Genomic DNA, 23,276 nt, shown 5'->3' with positions numbered 1-23,276 from the left:
AAAACGTAAGGGGTTCCCTTACGTTTTTTTTTTCAATCCTATAAAAAACGGTGTAAGGCTCTTGAAATTCTACATATATATACAAATTTAGATATACTTTGCTATAGAGATAAATGTAATATTACATTTATTTTACAAAACCGTAACATTAGCAAAAAAACTCCCGAATTATGGTATAAATTTTAATAGGTTATATACGGAAAATGAAAAAAGGAAAGCGGTGTAAAAAATAAAATGAAAAAGCTAAAAATGGCATCTTGCGCATTAGTTGCAGGGTTAATGTTTTCAGGGCTAACACCAAATGTATTTGCAGAAGATAAAATTTCTGACGTGAAATCACAAATTAACACACAAAATGATACTTTACATAAACAACAACAAGAACGTGATGAATTACAAAAACAAATGAATGACTTAAACAAAACAATCCAAGGTTTGGATAAGTCTGTTCAAGAGAACGCTTCAAAACTTGATGAAACAACAAAAAAAGTTTCTGATACTGAGCAATTAATCGAAAATAAAAATAAAGATATTGCAGAACTACAAACAAAGATTGCAAAACGTGAAGAGTTATTAAGAAAACGTTTAGTTGCACTACAAGAACAGCCAAATACGAACATTGTAACAGAAGTTCTTGTAAACTCTAAAAACGTTGCAGATTTAGTTGATCGTTTAGCTTCTGTGTCTAAAATTATGGAATCTGACGAAGATATCATGAAAACACAACAAGAAGATCAAACGAACGTGAAAAAAGATGTTGAGACAGTAAAAGAAAAACAAAAAGAATTAAAAGAAGCACAAGCTCAAATTGAAACTGCTAAGAAAGAACTTGACGTTGAAAAAGAGAAAAAAGCAACAGCAGTAAACGATTTAAGCGGTAAAATGGATACAGTTGTAACTACAATGACAAGTACGGAAGGTCAATTGAAAGATCTTGAGAAACAAGCACTGCAATTACAACGTATTGCGGAAGAAGAAGCGCAAGCAAAAGCGGCACAAGAAGCTGCTGCTCAAAAACAAGCAGAACAAGCTGCTAAAGAAGCACAAGCTCAACAAGCTGTACCAGCAAACAATGCTGGACAAGCTCCAAAAGAAGAACCTAAAAAAGAAGAGCCTAAAAAAGAGACACCTAAACAAGAAAACAAAAAACCAGAGCCAGCACCAGAGCCAGCACCAGCACCAGGGCCAACTCCGGATCCTGGCGTGATTGGTAAAGCACGACAATACTTAGGTATGCCATATGTTTGGGCAAGTGCATCTCCATCAAACGGTGGTTTTGACTGTAGTGGATTCATTTCTTACGTATTTGGTGTAGGACGTCAAGATGTTAATGGATATTGGAATTCAGTTTCTAAAGTAAGTAGCCCGCAGCCGGGAGATTTAGTATTCTTCCAAAATACTTATAAAGACGGTCCATCTCACATCGGTATTTACGTTGGTAACGACCAAATGATTCATGCAGGTGATAAAGGGATTGCTTACGCTAGCTTAAGCAGTAGCTACAACCAAAAACATTTCTTAGGATACGGTAGATTCTAGGATTTATAACTGAATAAAAAACGTGTATAAAGTCGATAGCTTACTATTTTATAAGTAGGTTATCGGCTTTTTTGAGTTTTTACGAGATAAAGAGAAGGATTTATAGTAGTGCTGGAGGTGGCTATTGATGATGTTAGCTGGTAGACAGTTACTGTTAGAAGAACTCTCTTCAGATTTGCAGGATAAATTGGATCATCTGAAAAGGAATCGAGACGTCGTTTGTGTACAAGGGGTAATTAAGAAGTCTTCAAAATATATGTGTCAGCGCTGCGGAAATATAGAGCAGCGACTATTTGTATCATTGCTATGTAAAAGATGCAATGAAGTATGTACGTATTGCCGGAAATGTATAACGATGGGCAGGGTAAGTGAATGTACTGTACTTGTTCGCGGGATTGCTGAAATAAGCGGAGAAAGTTATTTGAATCCGTTACAGTGGGAAGGCGTTTTGTCTGACGGTCAGGAGTTAGCTGCGCAAAGTGTCGTTGACGCTGTTAAGCAGAAAGAATCATTTTTTATTTGGGCGGTGTGCGGGGCTGGAAAAACAGAAATGTTGTTTCGCGGAATTGCAGAGGCACTACAAAAGGGAGAAAGGGTTTGTATTGCAACGCCGAGAACGGACGTTGTACTTGAATTAGCACCGAGATTACAAGAAGTGTTTCCAAATATAAATGTAGCTGCTTTATATGGAGGGAGTTTAGACCGAGAAAAAGATGCGGCGTTAATCGTTGCAACTACACATCAATTGTTACGTTATTATAGGGCGTTCCATGTCATGATTGTAGATGAGATAGATGCTTTTCCGTATCATGCAGATAAGATGTTGCAGTATGCAGTAAACGAAGCGATGAAAGAGAAGGCAGCACGTATTTATTTAACTGCAACTCCAGATGAAAAGTGGAAGCGTAAGTTGCGAAGTGGTAAGCAAAAAGGGGTTATTATTTCAGGGCGATACCATCGTCATCCATTGCCAGTTCCGATATTTCAGTGGTGCGGAAATTGGAAAAAGGGTCTTATACGTAAAAAAATTCCTCGTGCTTTATTACAATGGTTAAATCTGTACTTATCGAAACGATACCCCATTTTTTTATTTGTTCCTCATGTGCGATATGTAGAAGAAATTAGCCAGTTATTAAAATCATTAAACAATCAAATTGACGGTGTGCATGCAGAAGATCCGGCGAGAAAAGAGAAGGTAGCAGCTTTCAGAAAAGGAGAAATCCCTTTATTAGTTACAACGACGATTTTGGAACGAGGAGTAACTGTGAAAAATTTACAAGTTGCAGTTTTAGGAGCTGAGGAAGAAATATTTTCAGAAAGTGCTCTCGTTCAAATTGCAGGGCGTGCTGGTAGAAGCTCTGATGAACCGCATGGAGATGTTATCTATTTTCATTATGGAAAGACAGAGGCGATGGTGCGTGCGAAAAAACATATTCAAAGTATGAATAAGAATGCTAAAGAACAAGGATTGATAGATTGATGCATTGTCTACTTTGTGATGAGTATATTTCATATGCGATTAGTTGGTACACTTTTTTTGTTAAGCTTCATAAAAAGTATATATGTGATAGATGTGAACAAAAACTTTCCTATATTATAGGAGATATTTGCAAGGAGTGTGGTCGGCCTTTAGAACTTGTACCAGCTGAATATAAAAACGGGGATATTTGTATGGACTGCATAAGGTGGACGAACGAGCAGGGGTTTCCGCCTCTCATAAATCGTTCGTTGTATGTGTATGATGAAGCGATGAAAGAAATATTAGCACAGTTTAAATTTCGAGGAGATGCTGAATTAGTGCATATTTTTCATCAGCCTTTTCGAAGTCTTTTTCAAAAATATTTTGCGAATGTTTCAGTTGCCATTCCTGTTCCTCTTAGTGAAGAGCGAGAATACGAGCGTGGTTTTAATCAAGCGGAGTTACTAGCTTCTTGTTTGCCTATCAAAATGTTTTGTACATCATTAAGAAGAATAGAAACAGAAAAACAAAGTAAGAAGAAGCGTAAAGAAAGGATATCGGGAGTTAATCCTTTTTATTTTCAGGGAGAAGAGATGTTTCATGAGCAACATGTTTTAATCGTGGATGATGTGTATACGACAGGAATTACTGTTAGGCAAATTGGAAGCCTTTTGTATGATCGAGGAGCGAGAGAGGTTTCTTGTTTGACGCTTTGTAGAGGTTAATATGTGAATGTCGAAAGGGGTAATAAAAAGACGACAGGTCTTCTTTGACTTACAGTCTTGTCATTCGCTATAGTCAGAATATGGGGCGAATGCCCTGATTTTAAGAGTGAAGGGAATGGAATGAACATGCAAGGACGAGTAAAATGGTTCAATGCAGAAAAGGGATTTGGGTTTATTGAGCGTGAGGATGGTGACGATGTGTTTGTTCATTTTTCTGCTATTCAACAAGATGGGTATAAGTCGTTAGAAGAAGGTCAACAAGTGGAGTTTGATATTGTTGATGGAGCACGTGGGCCACAAGCGGCTAATGTTGTGAAACTGTAAAAATTAAATTTTTGGAAAAGATAGAGCTGTATTTTTAACAGCATTATATAGATGGCGAAAGCTCTTGCTCGTAACAAGGGCTTTTTTGTTGTAGGTAAGTTGTCAAAAAGTTGTTTCTTTTCTGTAACTAATTGTCCACAGTTACATTCGTTATTCATGATGTTAATAGGATAAAATAAAGATAGAAACGATGCATCTTTTCATTTCAACAAAAAACGATAAAAAAATCGCAATTCCACTAATTTTTCAAAAAAATTAGAAGGAGTTTTTAAGCCAATGTCGAAATTATAGTACATAGGCTTGAAAGGAGGAATTCATCTATGAAATTCAACATTCGTGGTGAAAATATTGAAGTAACTCCAGCATTAAAGGAATATGTAGAGAAAAAACTAAGTAAATTAGAGCGTTATTTTGATACATTCCCAGAGATTAAGGTTAATTTAAAAGTATACTCTGACAAGCAACGTATCGAGGTAACAATTCCATTTACAGATTTATTACTTCGTGCAGAAGAAACAAATAGCGATATGTACGCTGCGATTGATTTAGTAGTTGATAAAATTGAGCGACAAATTCGTAAACATAAAACAAAAGTAAACCGTAAATTACGTGAGAAAGGTTCTGTGAAAACTAACTTTATCCTTCCAGAAGCAGTAGCTGTTCTGGATGCGGTAGAAGAGGATGAATTAGAACTTGTACGTACAAAACGATTCGATTTAAAACCGATGGACGTTGAAGAAGCGATCTTGCAAATGGATATGCTAGGACATAGTTTCTTCGTCTTCACAAATGCTGATACAAATGAAACTAATGTTGTATATGGCCGTAAAGATGGGAAATATGGTTTAATCGAAACTAAATAATCATTCAAAAGCGCAGCCGAAATGGCTGCGCTTTTTTATATGTTTTTGCCTTCCTATCTTGTAATATTGATATGAATTTAAATGGCTTATTCGTAATGAAATTTAGAAGTCATGTTTTGTAACGGTCAATTGTATTACTATTCCAAAAGGATCTCGCACAATGGCGTAACCAGGGCTGAAGGAGTTTTTTTCAAAAGGTGTTAAAATATAAACCTCATCATGTTGAATTAGATTGTGATAGAGTGCTTCAATGGTTTGGAAATCTTTAGATTGAATGCATAATGATGAGCTATTACTTAATTGCCAAGGGCGTGTGGAATCCACTGCCTGTTCTGCAATCATAATTTTATTAGTGCCAATTTGTAAAACGGAATGGGTAATATAATGTTCCTGGCTTTCTTTATACGTGAAATTCGGATCTATTTCTTTCATTTCTTTATAATTCTTTTTAAATAAAACTTTTGCGTCTAAATACTGTTCGTAAAATGCAATTGCTTTAGCACCTTGCCCATTTAATGATAAAAAAGGGATTACTTCAAAGTTCATTGTATTGCCTCCTTCATATATGTTTACACTTATTACTATACAAATATAAGGTGCCAATATGTGGCACCTATAGGGAGAGTTTATGAAAAAAGTTGAGCGTTTAAATCAGATGCTACGTTTTATTAATCAAAAACAAATATTCACATTGAAAGATTTAATGGATGAATTTCAAATTTCAAAAAGGACAGCTTTACGTGATATTGCATCATTAGAGGAAATGGGTGTACCTCTTTTTGCAGAGTATGGTCGGTATGGAGGGTATCGTTTAATAAAAACGATGACATTACCACCGATTTCATTTACAAATCATGAAGTTTTTGCACTTTATTTTGCAATGCAGGCACTAAGTAGTTTTGTAAGTATTCCTTTTCAAATCTCGTTTCGTTCCATTAATAAGAAATTTTTAGATAGTGTTTCGTCAAAACAGCGTGAGCAAATTGAAAACTTGCAAAAAAGAGTATCCTTTTTTCATTTGGAACAAGCACATGAATGTGGTTATCTAGAAGAGATTTTGTTAGCTGCTGTTCAAAATAGGGCTTTAACTATAAACTATGTAACGCCGAAACAAACGACAATGCGCCGTATTCAGCCGATTTCGATTTATGCAATGAAAGGTTATTGGTATTGTCAGGCTTACGATTTAGATAAAGCGACTTATCGAGTGTTTCGCTGTGATCGTATTAGGTCGTTAGAAATGGTAGATGCTCAGGATAGTCTGGATTTGGAAAATATAAATATACATAACGCACATAGTCTTTGGAAGGCAACTGAACAAGCTATTCAATTTAAATGCTCAATTACTGCGAGGGGGATAGAGATATTCAAGCAACAACAATATCCTTCGATGAAATTATGGGAAGAATGTGAAGATACATATTTAATAGGAACTTATGAGCCTGCTGAAATCAACTTTATCATTTCATATCTAGCTAGTTTTGGTAAAACTATAAAAATAATTGAGCCATCTTCTTTAAAAGAGAACTTGAAAGAATACTACTTAGATTTAATACAAAATTTGTAACGAAGAGATAGTAGTTTGTTGGAAAAAATAAAATAAAATAAAAACTTTTTCTGAATCTATGGCTCGACATTTGGACGATTGTTGTCATAGTTATAAGACAAGTGTTACAATTATCATTAGGTTTATACATTTTAGTTTTTTAATTAGGAGAAAAATTGGCATAACATAAATTTGATTTTTATAACGACTGATTGTAAAGAGAAAAAAAAAGCAATCGGAAGTTTTATTTTAATAAAAGAGGAGCGTATTTCCTATGATCGGTATTTTAAAAAAGGTATTTGATGTCAACCAACGCCAAATTAAACGTATGCAGAAGACAGTGGAGCAAATTGATGCATTAGAATCATCTATTAAGCCGCTAACTGATGAACAATTAAAAGGAAAGACGATTGAATTTAAAGAACGTCTGACAAAAGGTGAGACAGTAGATGATCTACTTCCTGAAGCTTTTGCGGTTGTTCGTGAAGCAGCGAATCGTGTTCTTGGAATGCGTCCATATGGCGTGCAGCTAATGGGTGGTATCGCCTTACATGAAGGAAATATCTCTGAGATGAAAACAGGTGAAGGTAAAACGTTAACATCTACTTTACCTGTATATTTAAACGCATTAACAGGAAAAGGTGTTCACGTTGTTACAGTCAATGAATACTTAGCGCAACGTGATGCGAGCGAAATGGGACAACTTCATGAGTTCCTTGGCTTAACTGTAGGGATTAACTTAAATAGTATGTCACGTGAAGAGAAACAAGCTGCTTATGCTGCTGATATTACGTATAGCACAAATAACGAGCTCGGGTTCGATTACTTACGTGACAACATGGTGTTATATAGAGAGCAGTGCGTTCAGCGTCCACTTAATTTTGCTATCATCGATGAAGTCGATTCTATTTTAGTCGATGAAGCACGTACGCCGCTTATTATTTCGGGACAAGCTCAAAAATCAGCAGAGCTATACATGTTTGCAAATGCATTCGTTCGTACATTAGAAAATGAAAAAGAATATTCATTTGATGTGAAAACGAAAAATGTAATGTTAACAGAAGATGGTATTACGAAAGCTGAGAAAGCTTTCCATATCGATAACTTATTCGATTTAAAACATGTAGCACTTCTTCACCATATTAATCAGGCGCTTCGTGCACATGTTGTTATGCACCTTGATACAGATTATGTTGTACAAGAAGGCGAAATCGTAATCGTAGACCAATTCACTGGCCGTCTTATGAAAGGTCGTCGTTATAGCGAAGGTTTACATCAAGCTATTGAAGCAAAAGAAGGCGTAGAAATTCAAAATGAAAGTATGACGCTTGCAACAATTACGTTCCAAAACTACTTCCGTATGTACGAAAAATTATCTGGTATGACTGGTACAGCGAAAACGGAAGAAGAAGAATTCCGTAGTATTTACAATATGAATGTTATCGTAATTCCAACGAATAAAGATATTATTCGTGATGATCGTGCTGATTTAATCTTCAAATCAATGGAAGGTAAATTCAATGCAGTTGTTGAGGATATTGTAAATCGTCATAAGCAAGGGCAACCTATTCTTGTTGGTACAGTTGCAATTGAAACGTCAGAGCTTATTTCAAAAATGTTAACACGTAAAGGTGTACGTCATAATATCTTAAATGCAAAAAACCATGCGCGTGAAGCTGATATCATTGCAGAAGCTGGTATGAAAGGCGCTGTAACAATTGCGACGAATATGGCTGGTCGTGGTACGGATATTAAGTTAGGCGACGATATTAGAAACGTCGGTTTAGCAGTTATCGGTACAGAGCGTCACGAAAGCCGTCGTATTGATAATCAGTTACGTGGTCGTTCTGGTCGTCAAGGGGACCCTGGTGTAACACAGTTCTACTTATCAATGGAAGATGAACTAATGCGCCGCTTCGGTTCTGACAATATGAAAGCGATGATGGATCGTCTTGGTATGGATGATTCACAGCCAATCGAAAGTAAAATGGTTTCTCGTGCTGTAGAATCTGCACAAAAACGTGTGGAAGGAAATAACTATGATGCACGTAAGCAACTATTGCAATACGACGATGTACTTCGTCAACAACGTGAAGTAATTTATAAACAGCGTCAAGAAGTAATGGATTCAGAGAACTTACGCAGTATTATTGAAGGTATGATGAAATCTACGATAGAACGTGCTGTTGCACTTCATACGCAAGAAGAAATCGAAGAAGATTGGAGCATTAAAGGTCTTGTCGATTACTTAAATACAAACCTTCTTGAAGAAGGAGATGTAAAAGAAGAAGAGTTACGTCGCCTTGCTCCAGAAGAAATGAGCGAATCAATTATCGCGAAATTGTTAGAGCGTTATAATGAAAGAGAGAAGCTTCTACCTGAAGAGCAGACGCGTGAATTCGAAAAGGTTGTTGTATTCCGTGTTGTAGATACGAAATGGACAGATCATATCGATGCAATGGATCATCTTCGTGAAGGTATTCATTTACGTGCTTACGGACAAATCGATCCACTTCGTGAATACCAAATGGAAGGATTCGCAATGTTCGAGTCGATGATCGCTTCTATTGAAGAGGAAATCTCTCGTTACATTATGAAAGCTGAAATTGAGCAAAACTTAGAGCGTCAAGAAGTTGTTCAAGGTGAAGCTGTTCATCCATCAAGCGATGGCGAAGACGCGAAGAAAAAACCGGTTGTAAAAGGTGACCAAATGGGACGCAACGATTTATGTAAATGTGGTAGTGGCAAGAAATATAAAAACTGTTGTGGCATTGGGCAGTAATAAGAAACTGTAGTTTAGACTGCTTTGCAAATTTTTACATCAAAAATGTATAATGAAAAGGATTAAACTCTCTCCGTAATAAGCGGAGAGAGTTTCCCTTGTTTTCATATGAAAGTAACAGCAATTACATAGAGGTGAAGGAAATGGAATTAGTAGAAATTAGGCAAGAATTAGAAAAAATGGCTAAGAGATTAGCGGCTTTTAGGGGGTCTCTTTGACCTTCCTACTAAGGAAAAACAAATTGCAGAATTAGAAGAAACGATGATGGGCGCAGGATTTTGGGATGACCAACAAGGCGCACAAGCTGTAATTAATGAAGCGAATGCGCTGAAAGATATGGTTGGAAGGTTCCGTCAGTTAGATGAGACGTTCGAAAACTTAGAAATGACGCATGACTTACTTAAAGAAGAGTATGATGAAGATTTACATGAGGAACTAGAATCTGAAGTGAAAACTTTAATTCAAGAAATGAATGAGTACGAGCTGCAGTTACTATTAAGCGATCCTTATGATAAAAATAACGCTATTTTAGAATTACACCCAGGTGCAGGTGGAACAGAGTCACAAGACTGGGGTTCTATGTTATTACGTATGTACACGCGCTGGGCTGAAAAACGTAGGTTTAAAGTAGAAACGGTTGACTACTTACCGGGCGATGAAGCTGGTATTAAGAGTGTTACATTATTAATTAAAGGTCATAACGCTTACGGTTACTTGAAAGCGGAGAAAGGTGTACATCGTCTTGTACGTATTTCACCGTTCGATTCTTCAGGTCGTCGTCATACATCGTTCGTATCTTGTGAAGTTGTACCTGAATTCAATGATGAAGTTGAAATTGAAGTGCGTACAGAAGATTTGAAAATAGATACGTATCGTGCAAGTGGTGCAGGTGGACAGCACGTTAATACGACAGATTCAGCAGTTCGTATAACTCATCTACCAACAAACACGGTTGTAACATGTCAGTCAGAGCGTTCTCAAATTAAAAACCGTGAGCATGCGATGAAAATGCTAAAAGCGAAATTATATCAAAAGAAATTAGAAGAACAACAAGCACAATTAGATGAGATTCGCGGAGAGCAAAAAGAAATTGGATGGGGAAGCCAAATCCGTTCTTACGTATTCCACCCGTATTCTCTTGTGAAAGACCATCGTACAAATACAGAAGTTGGTAACGTACAAGCAGTTATGGATGGAGAAATTAATCCGTTTATTGATGCGTATTTACGTTCTCGTATTTAATAAGAGAAAAAGCCAACAGAATTGTTGGCACATGTTGAGGTCCAAGAGGATATAAAGAGGCTTATCTTATTTATATTGATGAAATAAAGAGGAAGAGAAGTTGGAAACGACAACTTCTCTTTTTGATGAGATTATATGTAGAATACAATGCCGTATATTGTTTTGTAAAAGGTAGAGAATAGTAAAACAAAGTGGTAATAGAGTAGGACTTTATATAGAATTTCTCAGTTTTGATTGGAGAAAAAGGCTCTTTATAGAACTTTCTAAGGTGTTCACAGAATTGAAACAATTTATGAAAGCTTATTTCATTAGGCTTCTCACTATATTTGTAAAAAATATGAAATACACCTTAGTTTTTCTATATAAAGATAATGCTTATAATGAATATTGAATGTGTTATGAAAACTATTGCCTAGTTATGAATGAAAAGAATATCAACAATGGGGAGCGATAGAAGTGAAAAAGAAATTGTTGGCTATTACGCTGGGGACATCAGTCGTTTTTGCTTTAGGAGCATGTGGAAATAAAGAAGAGAGTAAACCATCAAAACAATCTGCAAGCACAGATAGCGCAGAGCAAATTTACCAAAAAAGTTGTATAGGTTGTCACGCTAAAGATTTATCAGGAGCAACTGGACCTGATTTAAGAAAAGTAGGCAGTAAGTATGACGCTGCAGATATCGAAGAAATTATTAAAAAAGGTCGCGGCTCAATGTCACCTGGACTTATTCAAGGTGAAGACGCAAAAAAAGTAGCTGAATGGTTAGCGGAGCATAAATAAGAAACGTAATTAATAAACGAGCTGATTGTATAACTTGACCGAAAAGTGCTTCGGGTTAAGTAATTACATGAGCTCGTTTACCTTTTCTTGGGATGTAACAGAACTGTAACAAAACTGTATCCGAATTGGAAACCGATTGATGTTACAATGGGGTTTGTAGAATTTTGATGAAATATATTACATAGAGTAGCGTTGCTAATAAAGAGCATGTATGGAAGCTACCTTCAACAAGAATGGTCGAGCGAAAATAAAGGTTGTTCTTTTATTTTCAAATGTACAGAAAAGTATTTCGAAAAAAATCATTAAGTATTGGGTGATAAATAATGATAAAAATGACGAATGTTTATAAGGAGTACCCAAATGGTATGAAAGCCATTGCTGGTCTCACAGTTAACATTAAACAAGGTGAATTCGTATACGTAGTTGGACCGAGTGGAGCCGGAAAATCTACATTTATTAAAATGATGTATCGTGAAGAGAAGCCATCTACAGGATCAATTAATGTAAATGGACTTGTAATTGAAACATTAGCAGAAAGAGATGTTCCGTATTTCCGTCGTCAATTAGGCGTAATTTTCCAAGATTTTAAATTGCTACCTAAATTAACGGTATATGAGAATGTTGCGTTTGCTTTAGAAGTAATTGAAGAAGAGAAGGAAGCGATTCGTGAGCGCGTTACAGAAGTGTTAGGTCTTGTTGGTCTTGAAGAGCGTGCCGATGCACTTCCAAATGAGCTTTCGGGCGGAGAGCAACAACGTGTGGCGATTGCAAGAGCGATTGTAAATAAGCCAAAGGTTGTAATTGCCGATGAGCCAACAGGTAACTTAGATATTGAAACAGCTCTTGATATTATGAAGATTTTTAAACGTATTAATGAGCGTGGTACAACGATTGTTATGGCGACACATAACGCAGATATCGTAAATACAATTCGTCATCGTGTAATTGCAATTGAAGGCGGAAGAATTGTTCGAGACGAGATTGAGGGAGGATACGGATATGAAGGCTAAAACCCTTAGTCGACATTTGCGAGAAGGTGTGAAAAATCTATCCCGTAACGGATGGATGACATTTGCTTCTGTAAGTGCAGTAACAGTTACATTATTACTTGTAGGTGTCTTTTTGACAGCGATTATGAATATGAACCATTTTGCGACGAAAGTAGAGCAAGATGTAGAAATTCGTGTGCATGTTGATCCAGCAGCAAAAGAAGCTGATCAAAAGAAATTAGAAGAAGATATGAGTAAAATTGCGAAAGTAGATTCTATTAAATATTCTTCTAAAGAAGAAGAGTTGAAACGTTTAATTAAAAGCTTAGGCGATAGTGGAAAAACGTTCGAGTTATTTGAGCAAGATAACCCACTGAAAAACGTATTTGTTGTAAAGGCGAAAGAACCAACAGATACGGCAACAATTGCGAAAAAGATTGAGAAAATGCAGTTTGTAAGTAATGTTCAATACGGTAAAGGTCAAGTTGAAAAATTATTTGATACTGTAAAAACTGGTCGTAACATCGGGATTGCGTTAATTGCGGGTCTTCTATTCACGGCGATGTTCTTAATCTCTAACACAATTAAAATTACAATTTATGCTCGTAGTACTGAGATTGAAATTATGAAACTTGTTGGTGCAACAAACTGGTTTATTCGTTGGCCGTTCTTGTTAGAGGGATTATTCCTAGGAGTATTAGGATCAATTATTCCAATTGGCCTAATTTTAGTTATGTATAATTCGTTGCAAGGTGTGTTTAATGAAAAACTTGGCGGAACAATTTTCGAGCTTTTACCATACAACCCATTCGTATTCCAATTAGCTGGTTTATTAATGTTAATCGGTGCATTAATCGGTATGTGGGGAAGTGTAATGTCAATTCGTCGCTTCTTAAAAGTATAAAAAGTTGCAAACATAATTCGTACAAGCTTATCATATAGTAGAAATAGGTAAAGGCATCACACATCGTGTGATGCCTTTTGCTACACCACCTGTGTGTTCTGGAAAGGGGAATTCCGCATTGAAACGTAGAGTTGCAATTATTGGAATGGTTGTTGCATTTTTAATTGGTGCTGGCGGGATGTTTGGTGGTATGTACTGGTTTGGGATAAACCCAGCGTATGTAACACAAACAGTATCGAATGGTAATGCTGGCACAGCGCAAGGAAATTTGGTAAAAATTAATGAGGCGTATGCACTAATTGATTCACGTTATGTGGAAGACGTGAAAGACGACAAATTAGTCGAAGGTGCGATACAGGGAATGTTGTCTACGCTGAAGGACCCTTATTCCACGTATATGGATAAAGAAACGGCAAAACAGTTTAGTCAGTCACTGGATCCTGAACTTGAAGGGATTGGAGCTGAAGTGAACAAGACGGACGGTAAGCTTATTATCGTATCGCCAATTAAAGGTTCACCAGCAGAAAAGATAGGGATTAAACCGAATGACCAAATTTTATCTGTAGATGGAAATAGTGTGAAAGATTTATCACGTGAAGAAGCAGTATTAAAAATTCGTGGTAAAAAAGGAACGACTGTTGCAATTGAAATTAAGCGCGCAGGAGTGGCTGATCCGATAGAATTTAAAATTAAGCGTGAAAAGATTCCGATTTTCACTGTATTTAGTTCCGTAAAGCAAGATAGCGGAAAAGATATCGGTTATATGCAAATTACTTCTTTCGCTGAAAATACTGCGAAAGAATTTAAGGATCAGTTAAAAGAGCTAGAGAAGAAAAACATAAAAGGCTTAGTTATTGACGTGCGTGGTAATCCTGGCGGTTATTTAAATAGTGTAGAAGATATACTAGGAGACATCATGACAGATAAAAAGCCAATGCTACAAGTAGAACAGCGAAATGGTGAGAAGAAGAAATTCTCTACGGAACTGAAAGAGAGAAAGCCATATCCAATTTCAGTATTAATTGATAACGGAAGTGCTTCTGCTTCAGAGATTTTAGCTGGTGCGCTAAAAGAAGGAGAAGGATACGATTTAATTGGTGAAAAAACGTTTGGTAAAGGTACTGTTCAACAGGCTGTTCCATTTAAAGATGGCAGCAATATTAAATTAACAATGTTTAAATGGTTAACACCAGATGGCAATTGGATTCATAAAAAAGGAATCGCGCCAACTGTAGAAGTGAAGCAACCAGATTATTATCATGCGACACCAATTCAAATTGAAAAGACACTTTCATACAATTCAAATGATGTACAAGTAAAACACGCGCAAGAAATGCTTAAGAGTTTAGGATATGTACCAGGACGTGAAGATGGATACTTTAGCAAAGAGACAGAATCAGCACTAAAAGCATTCCAAAATGCGAATGAGATGGAAGCAACAGGGCAACTTGATAAAAAGACAGCTGAAGTAATTCAAAATAAAATTATTGAAAAAATCCGTTCTGGAGAAAACGATTTACAATTACAGACGGCATTGAAATTAATAGCGAAATAAGAAAGAATACAGGCACTTGGATGCCTGTATTTTTTTATGTGTTAAATATGATAAAATAAAAAGAAAGAATGATATAAATGGTGGTGAATGAATTCGTGGAGGCATGGATTTTTGAAATACTACGAGCAGTTGGACGTTTTTTCTTACACCCTGCTGTCTATGTATTTTTAATTAGTAGTATCTTCGTTGGATACTTACGTATATTACGAGAACGAAAAGATTTTTCTTTTAAAGTATATGATATTTGGTTTGAACTACGAACAACTCTATTTGCAGGTATTGGGTACGGATTAATCGTATCTATTATTACGATTGGGCTTGGGCTTGTTGTTTCAAAAGCGAGTTTATGGGCAATTTTACTTTGGACGTTATTATTCGGATTAACTGCTATGTATCGATATTTATCTGTAGCTTATACTTTCGGAATCGCGATTGCACTCGTGTTGTTATCGTCTAAGATGCCAGTTTCTTTCTTACAGCTTGGAGAAGGTGAAGAGGGTACAATTGTATCCCTTGCTATTTTACTAGGCGTTATGCTCGTTGTAGAGGGTTTATTAATCTCTAAAAATGCAGTTCGTTATTCTACGCCGAAAATTAACAAAGGTAAGCGTGGGCTACGAATTGGACTACATGAATCCAATCGTTTATGGCTTGTACCAGTATTTATTCTTATACCAGGAGACGCGGTGACAGGATTTATTTCTTGGTGGCCTGTCGTTGCAATAGGTTCGACTACATACTCTTTATTCCTCGTTCCATTTTTAATTGGATTTATGAGAAAGATTAGAAGTTATGAGCCGACGGAAGCTTTATTATTTACAGGAAGACGTGTCTATGGTTTAGCGGGGCTCGTACTCGTTTTAGGTATCGCAAGTTACTGGTGGCACGTATTCGCAATTATCGCGATGGGAGTCGCAATGCTTGGACGCTTTACAATCTCGATGCAAGAGAAAATTGCAGACGAGAAAAGACCAGCATACTTTGCCGCACGTAATGATGGACTTGTTGTGTTAGATACAATTCCTAATACAATTGGGGCAGAGATGAATTTAAAGCCTGGAGAAGTTATTACGAAAGTAAATGGAATCATTCCAAGAAGTACCGAAGAGTTTTATGACGCGCTTCAAACGAAGACGACAGGAGCGTTTTGTAAATTAGAAGTAGTAGATACAAATGGAGAGCTTCGCCTTGCTCAAACGGCATTATACGCCGGGGGACATCATGAATTAGGTGTTGTATTTGTTCAGCAAGAGCACGAGTGGGATTCGGAAGCTATATAATCATTAAAATGAAATGAAAGAAGAGTCTGTATAACATTGTAGTTATACAGACTCTTCTTTTTTGTTACAATTTACGGTTTTACTTGAGCATAATGTTGTACAACAAACTCGCGAAACGTTTGTGCAGCAAGTGATAAATAGTGTTTTTCATTCCACACTAAATGAGGCGTCCAATGGCAAACGGGCTCTTCAATATGGAGAAGCGTCAGTGGGGGTAATTCCTTTTTTGCTGCAATTGGTAAAAAGGCAACACCAAGACCGGTGCGTACTAAGCCGCTGATGGCTGCAGGTTCATCCCCTTCACATACGACATTGGGCGTAAACCCAGCCCGCCTGCAGAACTTGTCTGTAATTTCACGGAAGCTGTATCCTGGCTTTAGGGAGATGAACGGATCATCTGCTACTTCACTTAGCTTGATACGGTGGCGATTTTTGAGACGATGTGTACTCGGCACAGCTAGTACAATCTCTTCGGTCATTAATGGAAGACTATAGATTCCTAGTCGATCAATAGGTGAAGGAGTAAGACAAAAGTCGATTTCGCCTTTTTCAAGGAGTTGAACTTTCAATTCTTCTGTGGATGCCTGCGTTATGCGGAAGTTAATATGTGGATATAAGTCTAGAAAAGGTGCTAGTAATTCAGATACTCGATTTAAGGTCGTAGTAGCTATTAAAACACTTCCACGTTCTAATCCAGCCATGTCTGTAACTTGTCGTTTACCTACTTCCAGTGCCTCAAGGGCTGTATCTACTTGCTTGAGAAAAGCTTTTCCGAAAGTGTTTAGACGAATTTGCCTCCCGACTCGATCGAATAAGGGAACTCCTAATTCTTCTTCTAATCGAGCGATAGTAACACTTAAAGCTGGTTGGGAGATATGAAGTTCCTGTGCCGCTTTTGTTATATGTTCCGTACGAGCGACTGTCTTAAAATACTTGAGCTGCAGTAATTCCATAAAATGTGTTCACCTTCTCTTATATACTCAAAGTTATTAATATGATAGTTATTTTATATTTTTGTTTATCAATAATCAATTTTATAATATGAGTGTGAAAAGAAACATTATAAAAAGAAATATAAATAAAAAAATGAGGTGGATGATTTTTGGATATTCAAAAATATTTAGAACATATTCAATCTGAAAAAAGAGAGGTAAGTTTCCCTTACTTATCTCATCTTCAAAAACAACATGTACTCAACGTTCATTTTGAGAATCTTGATATTTTGGCAAGAAAACCGCTATCTTTGCGTGAAGAAGATTTATATCAAAAAATTGTTCATGCGAAGCAGGGTGGCGTGTGCTACGAGTTAAACGGAATATTTTATTTTCTGCTAAAAGAATTAGGTTTTGACCCGTATCTTATGGCAGGAACTGTATATGTAAGAGAAGGAATTTGGGCTCTTGAAAATGCTCACTTATTCATAATCGTACCAATTGATAATAAAGAATACTTGGTGGATGTAGGTATGGGCGGTAATTCGCCACGAATTCCTGTTCCGCTGAATGGAGAGGAAGTTGTAGATAGTGATGGCCTTTACCGAGTAAATAAAGATGAAACAACATCGTTTTATCATTTGCAAAAAAAGACTGATGGTGAATGGGAGATTCTATATCGATTTGAGCAGCCTTCCCATAAATGGAACTTGTTGAACATTCATCCAATCTGTGTCTTAACTGAAACAGCTCCAGAATCAATGTTCAACAAGATGTATTTCCTTTCAAGAGTGACAGAAAATGGGCGTATCACTTTGTTAGGAGACACGCTAATTATCGTTGATGGAAAAGAAAAAACAAAAGAAAAACTAGAAAAGCATGAGATTGAAGAAACTGTTCGTCGCTATTTCCAAATCCAAATGTAGTGGGGAAACTTTAGGGAGGGTTAATATATAACTTTAGATCTACAAGTTAAACTGTTTATTGCACAGTGGGAAATAAACGGATAAGAACGTAGAAAAGCAAAAGGTGTGTCGAAGGTATTACAAGTTTCGAATTGTTCACAAGATGTATTTGTGAAAAAATAGAAGGATCGCACGCTATAAGTGGGCACATTTATTTGAATACGATAAGTAATATATATAAATGAAGCCTAATTTCTCATTGATATAAATGAGGGATTAGGCTTTTTTATAGATTTTCTCACTTTTTTAGTTTCATAGACGGATAACTTGAATAATTATTTGATAATGGTTATCATTTAGAGAGTCTTTTAATTTGGAAAAGGGAGGAAAGATATGCTACGTAAATTTTTTTCTTACTATAAACCGTACAAAGGTTTATTCGTACTCGATTTTTCCTGTGCGGTTATCGCAGGTTTACTCGAACTTGGTTTCCCGCTTATCGTAAATCAATTTATTGATAAGTTATTACCAGGACAAAACTGGACGCTTATTTTATGGGCTTGTTTCGGTTTGTTCATAGTTTATGTGCTAAATGCAGGTTTGCAATATGTCGTTACATATTGGGGACATATGCTTGGGGTTAACATTGAAACAGATATGAGGCAGAAATTATTTGATCACATTCAAAAGCTATCATTCAGATTTTTTGATAATAATAAAACAGGTCATTTAATTTCACGTCTTACAAACGATTTAATGGAAATTGGGGAAATTGCTCACCATGGACCGGAAGATTTATTCATTGCCATTATGACTTTAGTTGGAGCATTTTCATTTATGATGATGATTAACTGGAAGTTAGCACTTCTAACATTCTTCGTAATCCCGTTCTTATTATGGTTGGCACTTTACTTCAATAAAAAAATGACAGGTACGTTTAGACGTTTATTCTCAGACGTTGCTGATTTCAATGCATGTATCGAGAACAATGTAGGTGGTATCCGCGTTGTACAAGCATTCGGAAATGAAAAGTTTGAGCAAGAGCAATTTGCTGTAAATAATGCTCGTTTCCGTACAACAAAATTAATGGCGTATAAAATTATGGCGTTAAATTCATCGATTAGTTATATGCTGATGCGTCTTGTAACACTCTTTGTATTAATATGTGGTACATGGTTTGTTCTGCAAGGTGAATTAACGTACGGTGGATTTATTGGATTCGTTTTATTAACGAATATTTTCTTCCGCCCAATTGAAAAAATTAATGCGGTTATTGAAAGTTATCCGAAAGGGATCGCTGGTTTTAAAAGATATGTAGAACTTCTGGAAACAGAGCCGGATATTGTAGATTCTAAAGATGCAATAGAAGTTAAACATGTACACGGCGATATTCAATACAATAACATCACGTTCGGATATGAAAATAAAGAGCCGATTTTAAACGATATTAGTTTGAAAATACATGCAGGTGAAACAGTTGCTTTCGTTGGACCATCAGGGGCAGGGAAAACAACACTATGTAGTTTATTACCTCGTTTTTATGAACACTCATCTGGATCAATTCAAATTGATGGCATTGACACTAAAGAGATGACGTTATCGTCACTTCGTAAGCAAATCGGAATTGTACAGCAAGATGTTTTCTTATTCTCAGGAACAATTCGTGAAAATATCACTTACGGAAACTTAAAAGCTTCAGAATCTGAAATTTGGCAGGCGGTAAAACGTGCTCAGCTAGAGGACTTAATTTACTCGCAACCAGATGGTTTAGATACAGTTATCGGTGAGCGTGGTGTAAAACTTTCAGGAGGACAAAAGCAGCGCTTAGCAATTGCCCGTATGTTCTTGAAGAACCCGCCAATTTTAATTTTAGATGAAGCAACTTCTGCGCTAGATACAGAGACAGAACTTGCTATCCAAAAATCACTTGCAGAACTATCTGTCGGTCGTACAACATTAGTTATCGCTCACAGGCTGGCAACTATTAAAAATGCAGATCGCATCGTCGTTGTAAATAAAGACGGTATTGCAGAACAAGGTTCACATGAGGAACTAATCGAACGAGGCGAGGGTTACAGCCGATTGTATGAGGCGCAGTTTAGTTCGTAAATATAATTTCTGCTGAATTAGTGCACCATAAGTAAGTGAAAATCTTATATGGGAGGCTATAAAGCATGATTGTAACAACAACTTCTACCATTCAAGGGAAAGAAATTATTGAGTATATCGATATCGTTAATGGCGAAGCAATCATGGGTGCGAATATCGTGCGTGACCTTTTCGCTTCTGTCCGTGACGTTGTCGGTGGTCGCGCAGGCGCCTACGAAAGTAAATTAAAAGAAGCGCGCGACATTGCAATGGAAGAGATGAAAACTCTCGCAAGACAAAAAAATGCGAACGCCATTGTTGGTATCGACGTGGACTACGAAGTAGTTCGCGAAGGGATGCTAATGGTTGCGGTGAGTGGGACTGCTGTTCGTATATAAAGTGAAAAGCCGTGCTGGTGCACGGCTTTTTGTTGTTATTGTGTCTAACATGATAGGTAGGGTGATATTCTATGTCGAAGCCTCGATATTTCTTGGGAAATGTGGAAGGTCCCGTCGATATATGGGGAAGACATTAGAGCGCTTCTTTACACTGCCGAATTCGAACTAATAATTTTTCGTATTCTTGTTCGAGAAATGTGATGTCATCATGCTGATTTGGAATAGAAATCCGGCTGATGATTTCTGTTAATTTTGTTTGTAATCGTAATAATTCTTGTTCAGTAACGTTTACAGAAGCTTGGGTGGTTCTTTTTGTGTATTGCTCGTAATTGCCGTGGAATATTCTTGGTTCGCTCTCATCTACTTGTAGAATATGGTTTGCAACAGAACGAATAAAGGCACGGTCATGGCTAATGAAAAGTATTGTACCAGGATACTCCTGTAACATGCTTTCTAATTCTTCTTGCGTTGCCAAGTCTAAATAGTTTGTCGGTTCGTCGAGCAGAAGCATATTATAGTTTCCTAAAAATACTTTTGCGAGTGCAACCTTCATGCGTTCTCCACCACTTAAGATGTGCACAGGTTTATGAACATCTTCACGGCGGAATAGGAGCCTTGCAAGTATTGTTCGAACGAACGATTCTGTATAGTTTGTTTCTTCTAGAACGTTTTCTAAAATTGTTTTATCTGTTTTTAAAATAGATAATGTTTGTTCAAAGTATCCAATTTTACAACTTTTCGAAAGCTGAATGCCACGCTCGTTCGCGAGAAGCATTTTGAACAAAGTTGTTTTTCCGCTTCCGTTTTCCCCTAAAATAGCAAGCTTTGCCCCAGGGACAATTGTTCCATTCATATTTTTAAATAATGTGCGATCCCCTATTTTCTTCGTTGTTTTATTAAACTGAACAACTGCTTTACTATGAATTGGTGTGTGATATTGTACGTCAAACTGAGCTTGAGAAAAGTCCTTCGGTTTTTCTTTCTGTTCCAACTTTTCAAGGCGTGTTTCTAGTGCTTTCGCTACTTTGCTAACATTTTCTTGCCCATGAGCCCCGCTGCACTTATAAAGTTTAGATTCAGATGAACTGAACCGTGTTGGGATTTTTGTCATGCTAGAAGCACGTTGCTTTCTTTGTGAAATTGACTGTTCTAACCGATTTTTTTCTTGTATATATTGATCATATTCTGCCTGCTTTTGTATTCGCTCACGTTCTTTTTGCTTTCGATAGTTTGAATAATTACCTTTATATTCGTGAATAGTACCGTCTTCAACTTCGATGATTTTTGTACATATGGTATCTAAAAGATCACGATCATGCGATATTAAAACAAGTGCACCTTTATAAGATAAAAGTGCCTTTTCTAATTGCTCTGTACCGAACATATCTAAGTGACTTGTTGGCTCATCAGCAAATAGAATGCCTGCATCTTGTTCGAGGGCATGGGCGATCTTTAGGCGCATTCGTTCACCGCCGCTCATTGAATTTGCGACGTTTGAAATATTCCATTTGCCCTTAGCGAGGGAAGAAGCGGTTTCCGGTATCCCCTCGCTAAGCTGTGGAATGATGGCGATAGAACTATGATGAGTTACTGTTCCTTTGTCAGCTTCTATTTCTTTACTTAATATTTGTAATAACGTAGATTTTCCAGCTCCGTTGACTCCGACAATTCCTATACGATCGTTTGCTTTAATTTCTAGTGATGGTAACGTAAATATGGTGCGATCACCAAAGCCCTTTTCGATATTACGTGCGATTAAAATAGTCATAAAAAAACCTCCCTAGTTTCACTAGAGAGGATAAATGTCGCCCTTCAATGTAAAAATCGTACATAAATAAACGATTTTTTACATGATCGTATCGAAAGAAAGTATCGACAAATGGACAGACTAATCCTCTGCTAGTTTTCATCATTTTTGTTCACTATTTGTGATGGATGAAATAAATAAGAGAATTAGAACTTCATTGGTCAAAGTACCTTCCTTTCATAATATTATTTTTATTGTATGCGCATACAAATGGATTTGTCAAACTTATTTCTGGTTGCTATTTTTGAATTTATTATTATACAATTGTGCTTTTGCTAGCGCCTCAGCATCGTTCTTGATTTCATCTAGTCCATTCGCATCCCCAATAATATACCCTTCAAATGATGAACCAACAAAATCAAAGATATATTGAAACTGGGCGATAAGCGGCAATGCTTTCAGTTTTGGACTGTCTCCGCCAACGATGACAACGTACATTTTTTTGCCTTTCATTTTTTCTTTGAAATGAAGAGATTTATCACGCAAGCTTTGTGACCAGCGATCAACGAAGTTCTTCATGTGGCCGCTCATTCCGTACCAGTATAGCGGTGTAGCGAAGATAATCGTGTCGTGCTCTAGCATGCGTTTGGTTAACTGCTCGTAATCATCATTTACAGGTTGAAATCCTTCTACATCATGGCGCTGATCTATGATTGGGTGGACGATATGATCACGCAAGTAAATTTGTTCTGTTTCAATCCCATCAATCACCATATGTGTTAAAGCTTCCGTATTTCCGTTTTGTCTTGAACTGCCATGTATAACAAACATGTAATCATCCCTTTTCTTTTGCTTGTTTTAGGAGTGAAACGTGTTTTTGTAAATTCGTTTGAATGTTGGAAAGTAATGTGATTTGCTTCGTTACCTCATCAAGTTTGTCTTCGTAAAGTGCAAGGATACTACTACACGGATTTTCGTAAAGATGTGGCTCGATTTCAAGGCAACGTAGCATTCGTTCTGTTTCTTCTAAATTTAAGCCGATTTGCAAGTACATTTGAATCAGCTCTACTTTTTCGATTGCACTTTCATCAAAATCACGGTAGCCATTTGCTAGGCGTTTCGAAGGGAGTAATCCCTTCTCTTCATAATGTCTTAGTGCCCTTTCGCTAACCCCAGTTTCTTTTGATAACTCTCCAATTCGCAATGCGTTTCACTCCT

Annotated in this window: 21 protein-coding genes; 16 read left to right on the top strand and 5 right to left on the bottom strand. The window is 36.8% G+C overall.

Features of this window, described 5'->3' with window-relative positions:
• The first annotated feature begins 234 nt into the window (after positions 1 to 234).
• From MR155_RS13510 to hpf, 5 genes are all read left to right on the top strand, one after another.
• A complete protein-coding gene (locus tag MR155_RS13510; RefSeq protein WP_242310161.1) occupies positions 235 to 1,539 on the top strand; it encodes a C40 family peptidase in 1,305 nt (434 codons plus the stop codon).
• A 130-nt stretch (positions 1,540 to 1,669) separates the two neighbouring features.
• Positions 1,670 to 3,019, top strand: coding sequence for an ATP-dependent helicase ComFA (comFA, locus tag MR155_RS13505; RefSeq protein WP_242310158.1), 1,350 nt, complete (start codon positions 1,670 to 1,672; stop codon positions 3,017 to 3,019).
• Positions 3,019 to 3,723: a ComF family protein gene (locus MR155_RS13500; protein ID WP_107887211.1), complete on the top strand. Its 705-nt coding sequence runs from the start codon at positions 3,019 to 3,021 to the stop codon at positions 3,721 to 3,723. The genes comFA and MR155_RS13500 overlap by 1 nt, the downstream gene beginning before the upstream one ends.
• A gap of 126 nt (positions 3,724 to 3,849) precedes the next feature.
• Positions 3,850 to 4,047, top strand: coding sequence for a cold shock protein CspC (cspC, locus tag MR155_RS13495; RefSeq protein WP_001990088.1), 198 nt, complete (start codon positions 3,850 to 3,852; stop codon positions 4,045 to 4,047).
• 320 nt (positions 4,048 to 4,367) lie between these two features.
• On the top strand, positions 4,368 to 4,910 hold the full coding sequence (hpf, locus tag MR155_RS13490; RefSeq protein ID WP_002034758.1) for a ribosome hibernation-promoting factor, HPF/YfiA family: 543 nt from the start codon (positions 4,368 to 4,370) through the stop codon (positions 4,908 to 4,910).
• Positions 4,911 to 5,012: 102 nt separating this feature from the next.
• Here hpf and MR155_RS13485 read toward each other — a convergent pair whose 3' ends face one another.
• A complete protein-coding gene (locus tag MR155_RS13485; protein ID WP_002139133.1) occupies positions 5,013 to 5,456 on the bottom strand; it encodes a VOC family protein in 444 nt (147 codons plus the stop codon).
• 82 nt (positions 5,457 to 5,538) lie between these two features.
• Here MR155_RS13485 and MR155_RS13480 point away from each other — a divergent pair, with 82 nt between their 5' ends.
• The 8 genes from MR155_RS13480 (at position 5,539) to MR155_RS13445 (ending at position 15,988) form a co-directional block, all read left to right on the top strand.
• Positions 5,539 to 6,477, top strand: a complete 939-nt coding sequence (locus MR155_RS13480; RefSeq protein ID WP_085312788.1) for a helix-turn-helix transcriptional regulator — start codon at positions 5,539 to 5,541, stop codon at positions 6,475 to 6,477.
• 253 nt (positions 6,478 to 6,730) lie between these two features.
• Complete coding sequence (gene secA / locus MR155_RS13475; protein ID WP_002034761.1) at positions 6,731 to 9,238, top strand: preprotein translocase subunit SecA; 2,508 nt, start codon at positions 6,731 to 6,733, stop codon at positions 9,236 to 9,238.
• 143 nt (positions 9,239 to 9,381) lie between these two features.
• Positions 9,382 to 10,480, top strand: a protein-coding gene (gene prfB, locus MR155_RS13470; protein ID WP_100248371.1) for a peptide chain release factor 2 whose coding sequence is annotated in 2 segments (ribosomal slippage) — positions 9,382 to 9,453 and positions 9,455 to 10,480 — 1,098 coding nt in all. Because the reading frame shifts where the segments join, the coding sequence is not laid out codon by codon here.
• A gap of 456 nt (positions 10,481 to 10,936) precedes the next feature.
• The gene (gene cccB, locus MR155_RS13465) at positions 10,937 to 11,260 is read left to right on the top strand and encodes a cytochrome c551 (protein ID WP_002089600.1); all 324 of its coding nucleotides are present in this window, start codon (positions 10,937 to 10,939) and stop codon (positions 11,258 to 11,260) included.
• 323 nt (positions 11,261 to 11,583) lie between these two features.
• Positions 11,584 to 12,270: a cell division ATP-binding protein FtsE gene (gene ftsE, locus MR155_RS13460; protein WP_002016128.1), complete on the top strand. Its 687-nt coding sequence runs from the start codon at positions 11,584 to 11,586 to the stop codon at positions 12,268 to 12,270.
• The gene (ftsX, locus tag MR155_RS13455) at positions 12,260 to 13,153 is read left to right on the top strand and encodes a permease-like cell division protein FtsX (protein ID WP_002089596.1); all 894 of its coding nucleotides are present in this window, start codon (positions 12,260 to 12,262) and stop codon (positions 13,151 to 13,153) included. Before ftsE ends, ftsX begins: the two co-directional genes overlap by 11 nt.
• A gap of 118 nt (positions 13,154 to 13,271) precedes the next feature.
• Positions 13,272 to 14,708, top strand: coding sequence for a S41 family peptidase (locus MR155_RS13450; protein WP_444992483.1), 1,437 nt, complete (start codon positions 13,272 to 13,274; stop codon positions 14,706 to 14,708).
• A gap of 95 nt (positions 14,709 to 14,803) precedes the next feature.
• Entirely contained in the window at positions 14,804 to 15,988 is a 1,185-nt protein-coding gene (locus tag MR155_RS13445; protein ID WP_242310154.1) for a PDZ domain-containing protein, read from the top strand.
• Positions 15,989 to 16,059: 71 nt separating this feature from the next.
• Here MR155_RS13445 and MR155_RS13440 read toward each other — a convergent pair whose 3' ends face one another.
• Entirely contained in the window at positions 16,060 to 16,941 is an 882-nt protein-coding gene (locus MR155_RS13440; RefSeq protein WP_242310152.1) for a LysR family transcriptional regulator, read from the bottom strand.
• A 149-nt stretch (positions 16,942 to 17,090) separates the two neighbouring features.
• On the opposite strand from MR155_RS13440, the gene MR155_RS13435 reads away from it, so the two are divergent.
• From MR155_RS13435 to MR155_RS13425, 3 genes are all read left to right on the top strand, one after another.
• Entirely contained in the window at positions 17,091 to 17,846 is a 756-nt protein-coding gene (locus tag MR155_RS13435; RefSeq protein WP_107887213.1) for an arylamine N-acetyltransferase family protein, read from the top strand.
• A gap of 372 nt (positions 17,847 to 18,218) precedes the next feature.
• Positions 18,219 to 19,934: an ABC transporter ATP-binding protein gene (locus MR155_RS13430; protein WP_219300924.1), complete on the top strand. Its 1,716-nt coding sequence runs from the start codon at positions 18,219 to 18,221 to the stop codon at positions 19,932 to 19,934.
• A 65-nt stretch (positions 19,935 to 19,999) separates the two neighbouring features.
• Positions 20,000 to 20,311 carry a heavy metal-binding domain-containing protein gene (locus MR155_RS13425; protein WP_002068307.1) on the top strand — a complete coding sequence of 104 codons (312 nt, stop codon included), beginning with the start codon at positions 20,000 to 20,002 and terminating at the stop codon, positions 20,309 to 20,311.
• Positions 20,312 to 20,444: 133 nt separating this feature from the next.
• Here the strand turns inward: MR155_RS13425 and abc-f are convergent, their stop codons facing one another.
• The 3 genes from abc-f to MR155_RS13410 all read right to left on the bottom strand — a co-directional run bounded on the left by abc-f (position 20,445) and on the right by MR155_RS13410 (position 23,262).
• The gene (abc-f, locus tag MR155_RS13420; protein ID WP_242310150.1) at positions 20,445 to 22,079 is read right to left on the bottom strand and encodes a ribosomal protection-like ABC-F family protein; all 1,635 of its coding nucleotides are present in this window, start codon (positions 22,077 to 22,079) and stop codon (positions 20,445 to 20,447) included.
• A 264-nt stretch (positions 22,080 to 22,343) separates the two neighbouring features.
• Complete coding sequence (locus MR155_RS13415; RefSeq protein WP_242310147.1) at positions 22,344 to 22,889, bottom strand: flavodoxin family protein; 546 nt, start codon at positions 22,887 to 22,889, stop codon at positions 22,344 to 22,346.
• Positions 22,890 to 22,893: 4 nt separating this feature from the next.
• Positions 22,894 to 23,262 (bottom strand): MerR family transcriptional regulator, encoded by a 369-nt coding sequence (locus MR155_RS13410; protein ID WP_002016114.1) that lies wholly within the window; start codon positions 23,260 to 23,262, stop codon positions 22,894 to 22,896.
• Positions 23,263 to 23,276 lie beyond the last annotated feature (14 nt).

It is taken from the genome of Bacillus cereus group sp. BfR-BA-01331 (assembly GCF_022663915.1).
Classification (GTDB): Bacteria; Bacillota; Bacilli; order Bacillales; family Bacillaceae_G; genus Bacillus_A; species Bacillus_A mycoides.
The sequence above is the reverse complement of the archived record's forward strand: the minus strand, read 5'-3'. Positions and strand labels throughout refer to the sequence as shown.

Bases quoted from the DNA above. Each gene is read 5' to 3' on its own strand.
- MR155_RS13500 (WP_107887211.1), top strand. From the start codon at position 3,019: ATGCATTGTCTACTTTGTGATGAGTATATTTCATATGCGATTAGTTGG.
- MR155_RS13485 (WP_002139133.1), bottom strand. From the start codon at position 5,456: ATGAACTTTGAAGTAATCCCTTTTTTATCATTAAATGGGCAAGGTGCT.
- hpf (WP_002034758.1), top strand. From the start codon at position 4,368: ATGAAATTCAACATTCGTGGTGAAAATATTGAAGTAACTCCAGCATTA.
- secA (WP_002034761.1), top strand. From the start codon at position 6,731: ATGATCGGTATTTTAAAAAAGGTATTTGATGTCAACCAACGCCAAATT.
- MR155_RS13430 (WP_219300924.1), top strand. From the start codon at position 18,219: ATGCTACGTAAATTTTTTTCTTACTATAAACCGTACAAAGGTTTATTC.
- MR155_RS13415 (WP_242310147.1), bottom strand. From the start codon at position 22,889: ATGTTTGTTATACATGGCAGTTCAAGACAAAACGGAAATACGGAAGCT.
- MR155_RS13510 (WP_242310161.1), top strand. From the start codon at position 235: ATGAAAAAGCTAAAAATGGCATCTTGCGCATTAGTTGCAGGGTTAATG.
- abc-f (WP_242310150.1), bottom strand. From the start codon at position 22,079: ATGACTATTTTAATCGCACGTAATATCGAAAAGGGCTTTGGTGATCGC.
- MR155_RS13425 (WP_002068307.1), top strand. From the start codon at position 20,000: ATGATTGTAACAACAACTTCTACCATTCAAGGGAAAGAAATTATTGAG.
- cspC (WP_001990088.1), top strand. From the start codon at position 3,850: ATGCAAGGACGAGTAAAATGGTTCAATGCAGAAAAGGGATTTGGGTTT.
- comFA (WP_242310158.1), top strand. From the start codon at position 1,670: ATGTTAGCTGGTAGACAGTTACTGTTAGAAGAACTCTCTTCAGATTTG.
- MR155_RS13480 (WP_085312788.1), top strand. From the start codon at position 5,539: ATGAAAAAAGTTGAGCGTTTAAATCAGATGCTACGTTTTATTAATCAA.
- ftsE (WP_002016128.1), top strand. From the start codon at position 11,584: ATGATAAAAATGACGAATGTTTATAAGGAGTACCCAAATGGTATGAAA.
- MR155_RS13440 (WP_242310152.1), bottom strand. From the start codon at position 16,941: ATGGAATTACTGCAGCTCAAGTATTTTAAGACAGTCGCTCGTACGGAA.
- ftsX (WP_002089596.1), top strand. From the start codon at position 12,260: ATGAAGGCTAAAACCCTTAGTCGACATTTGCGAGAAGGTGTGAAAAAT.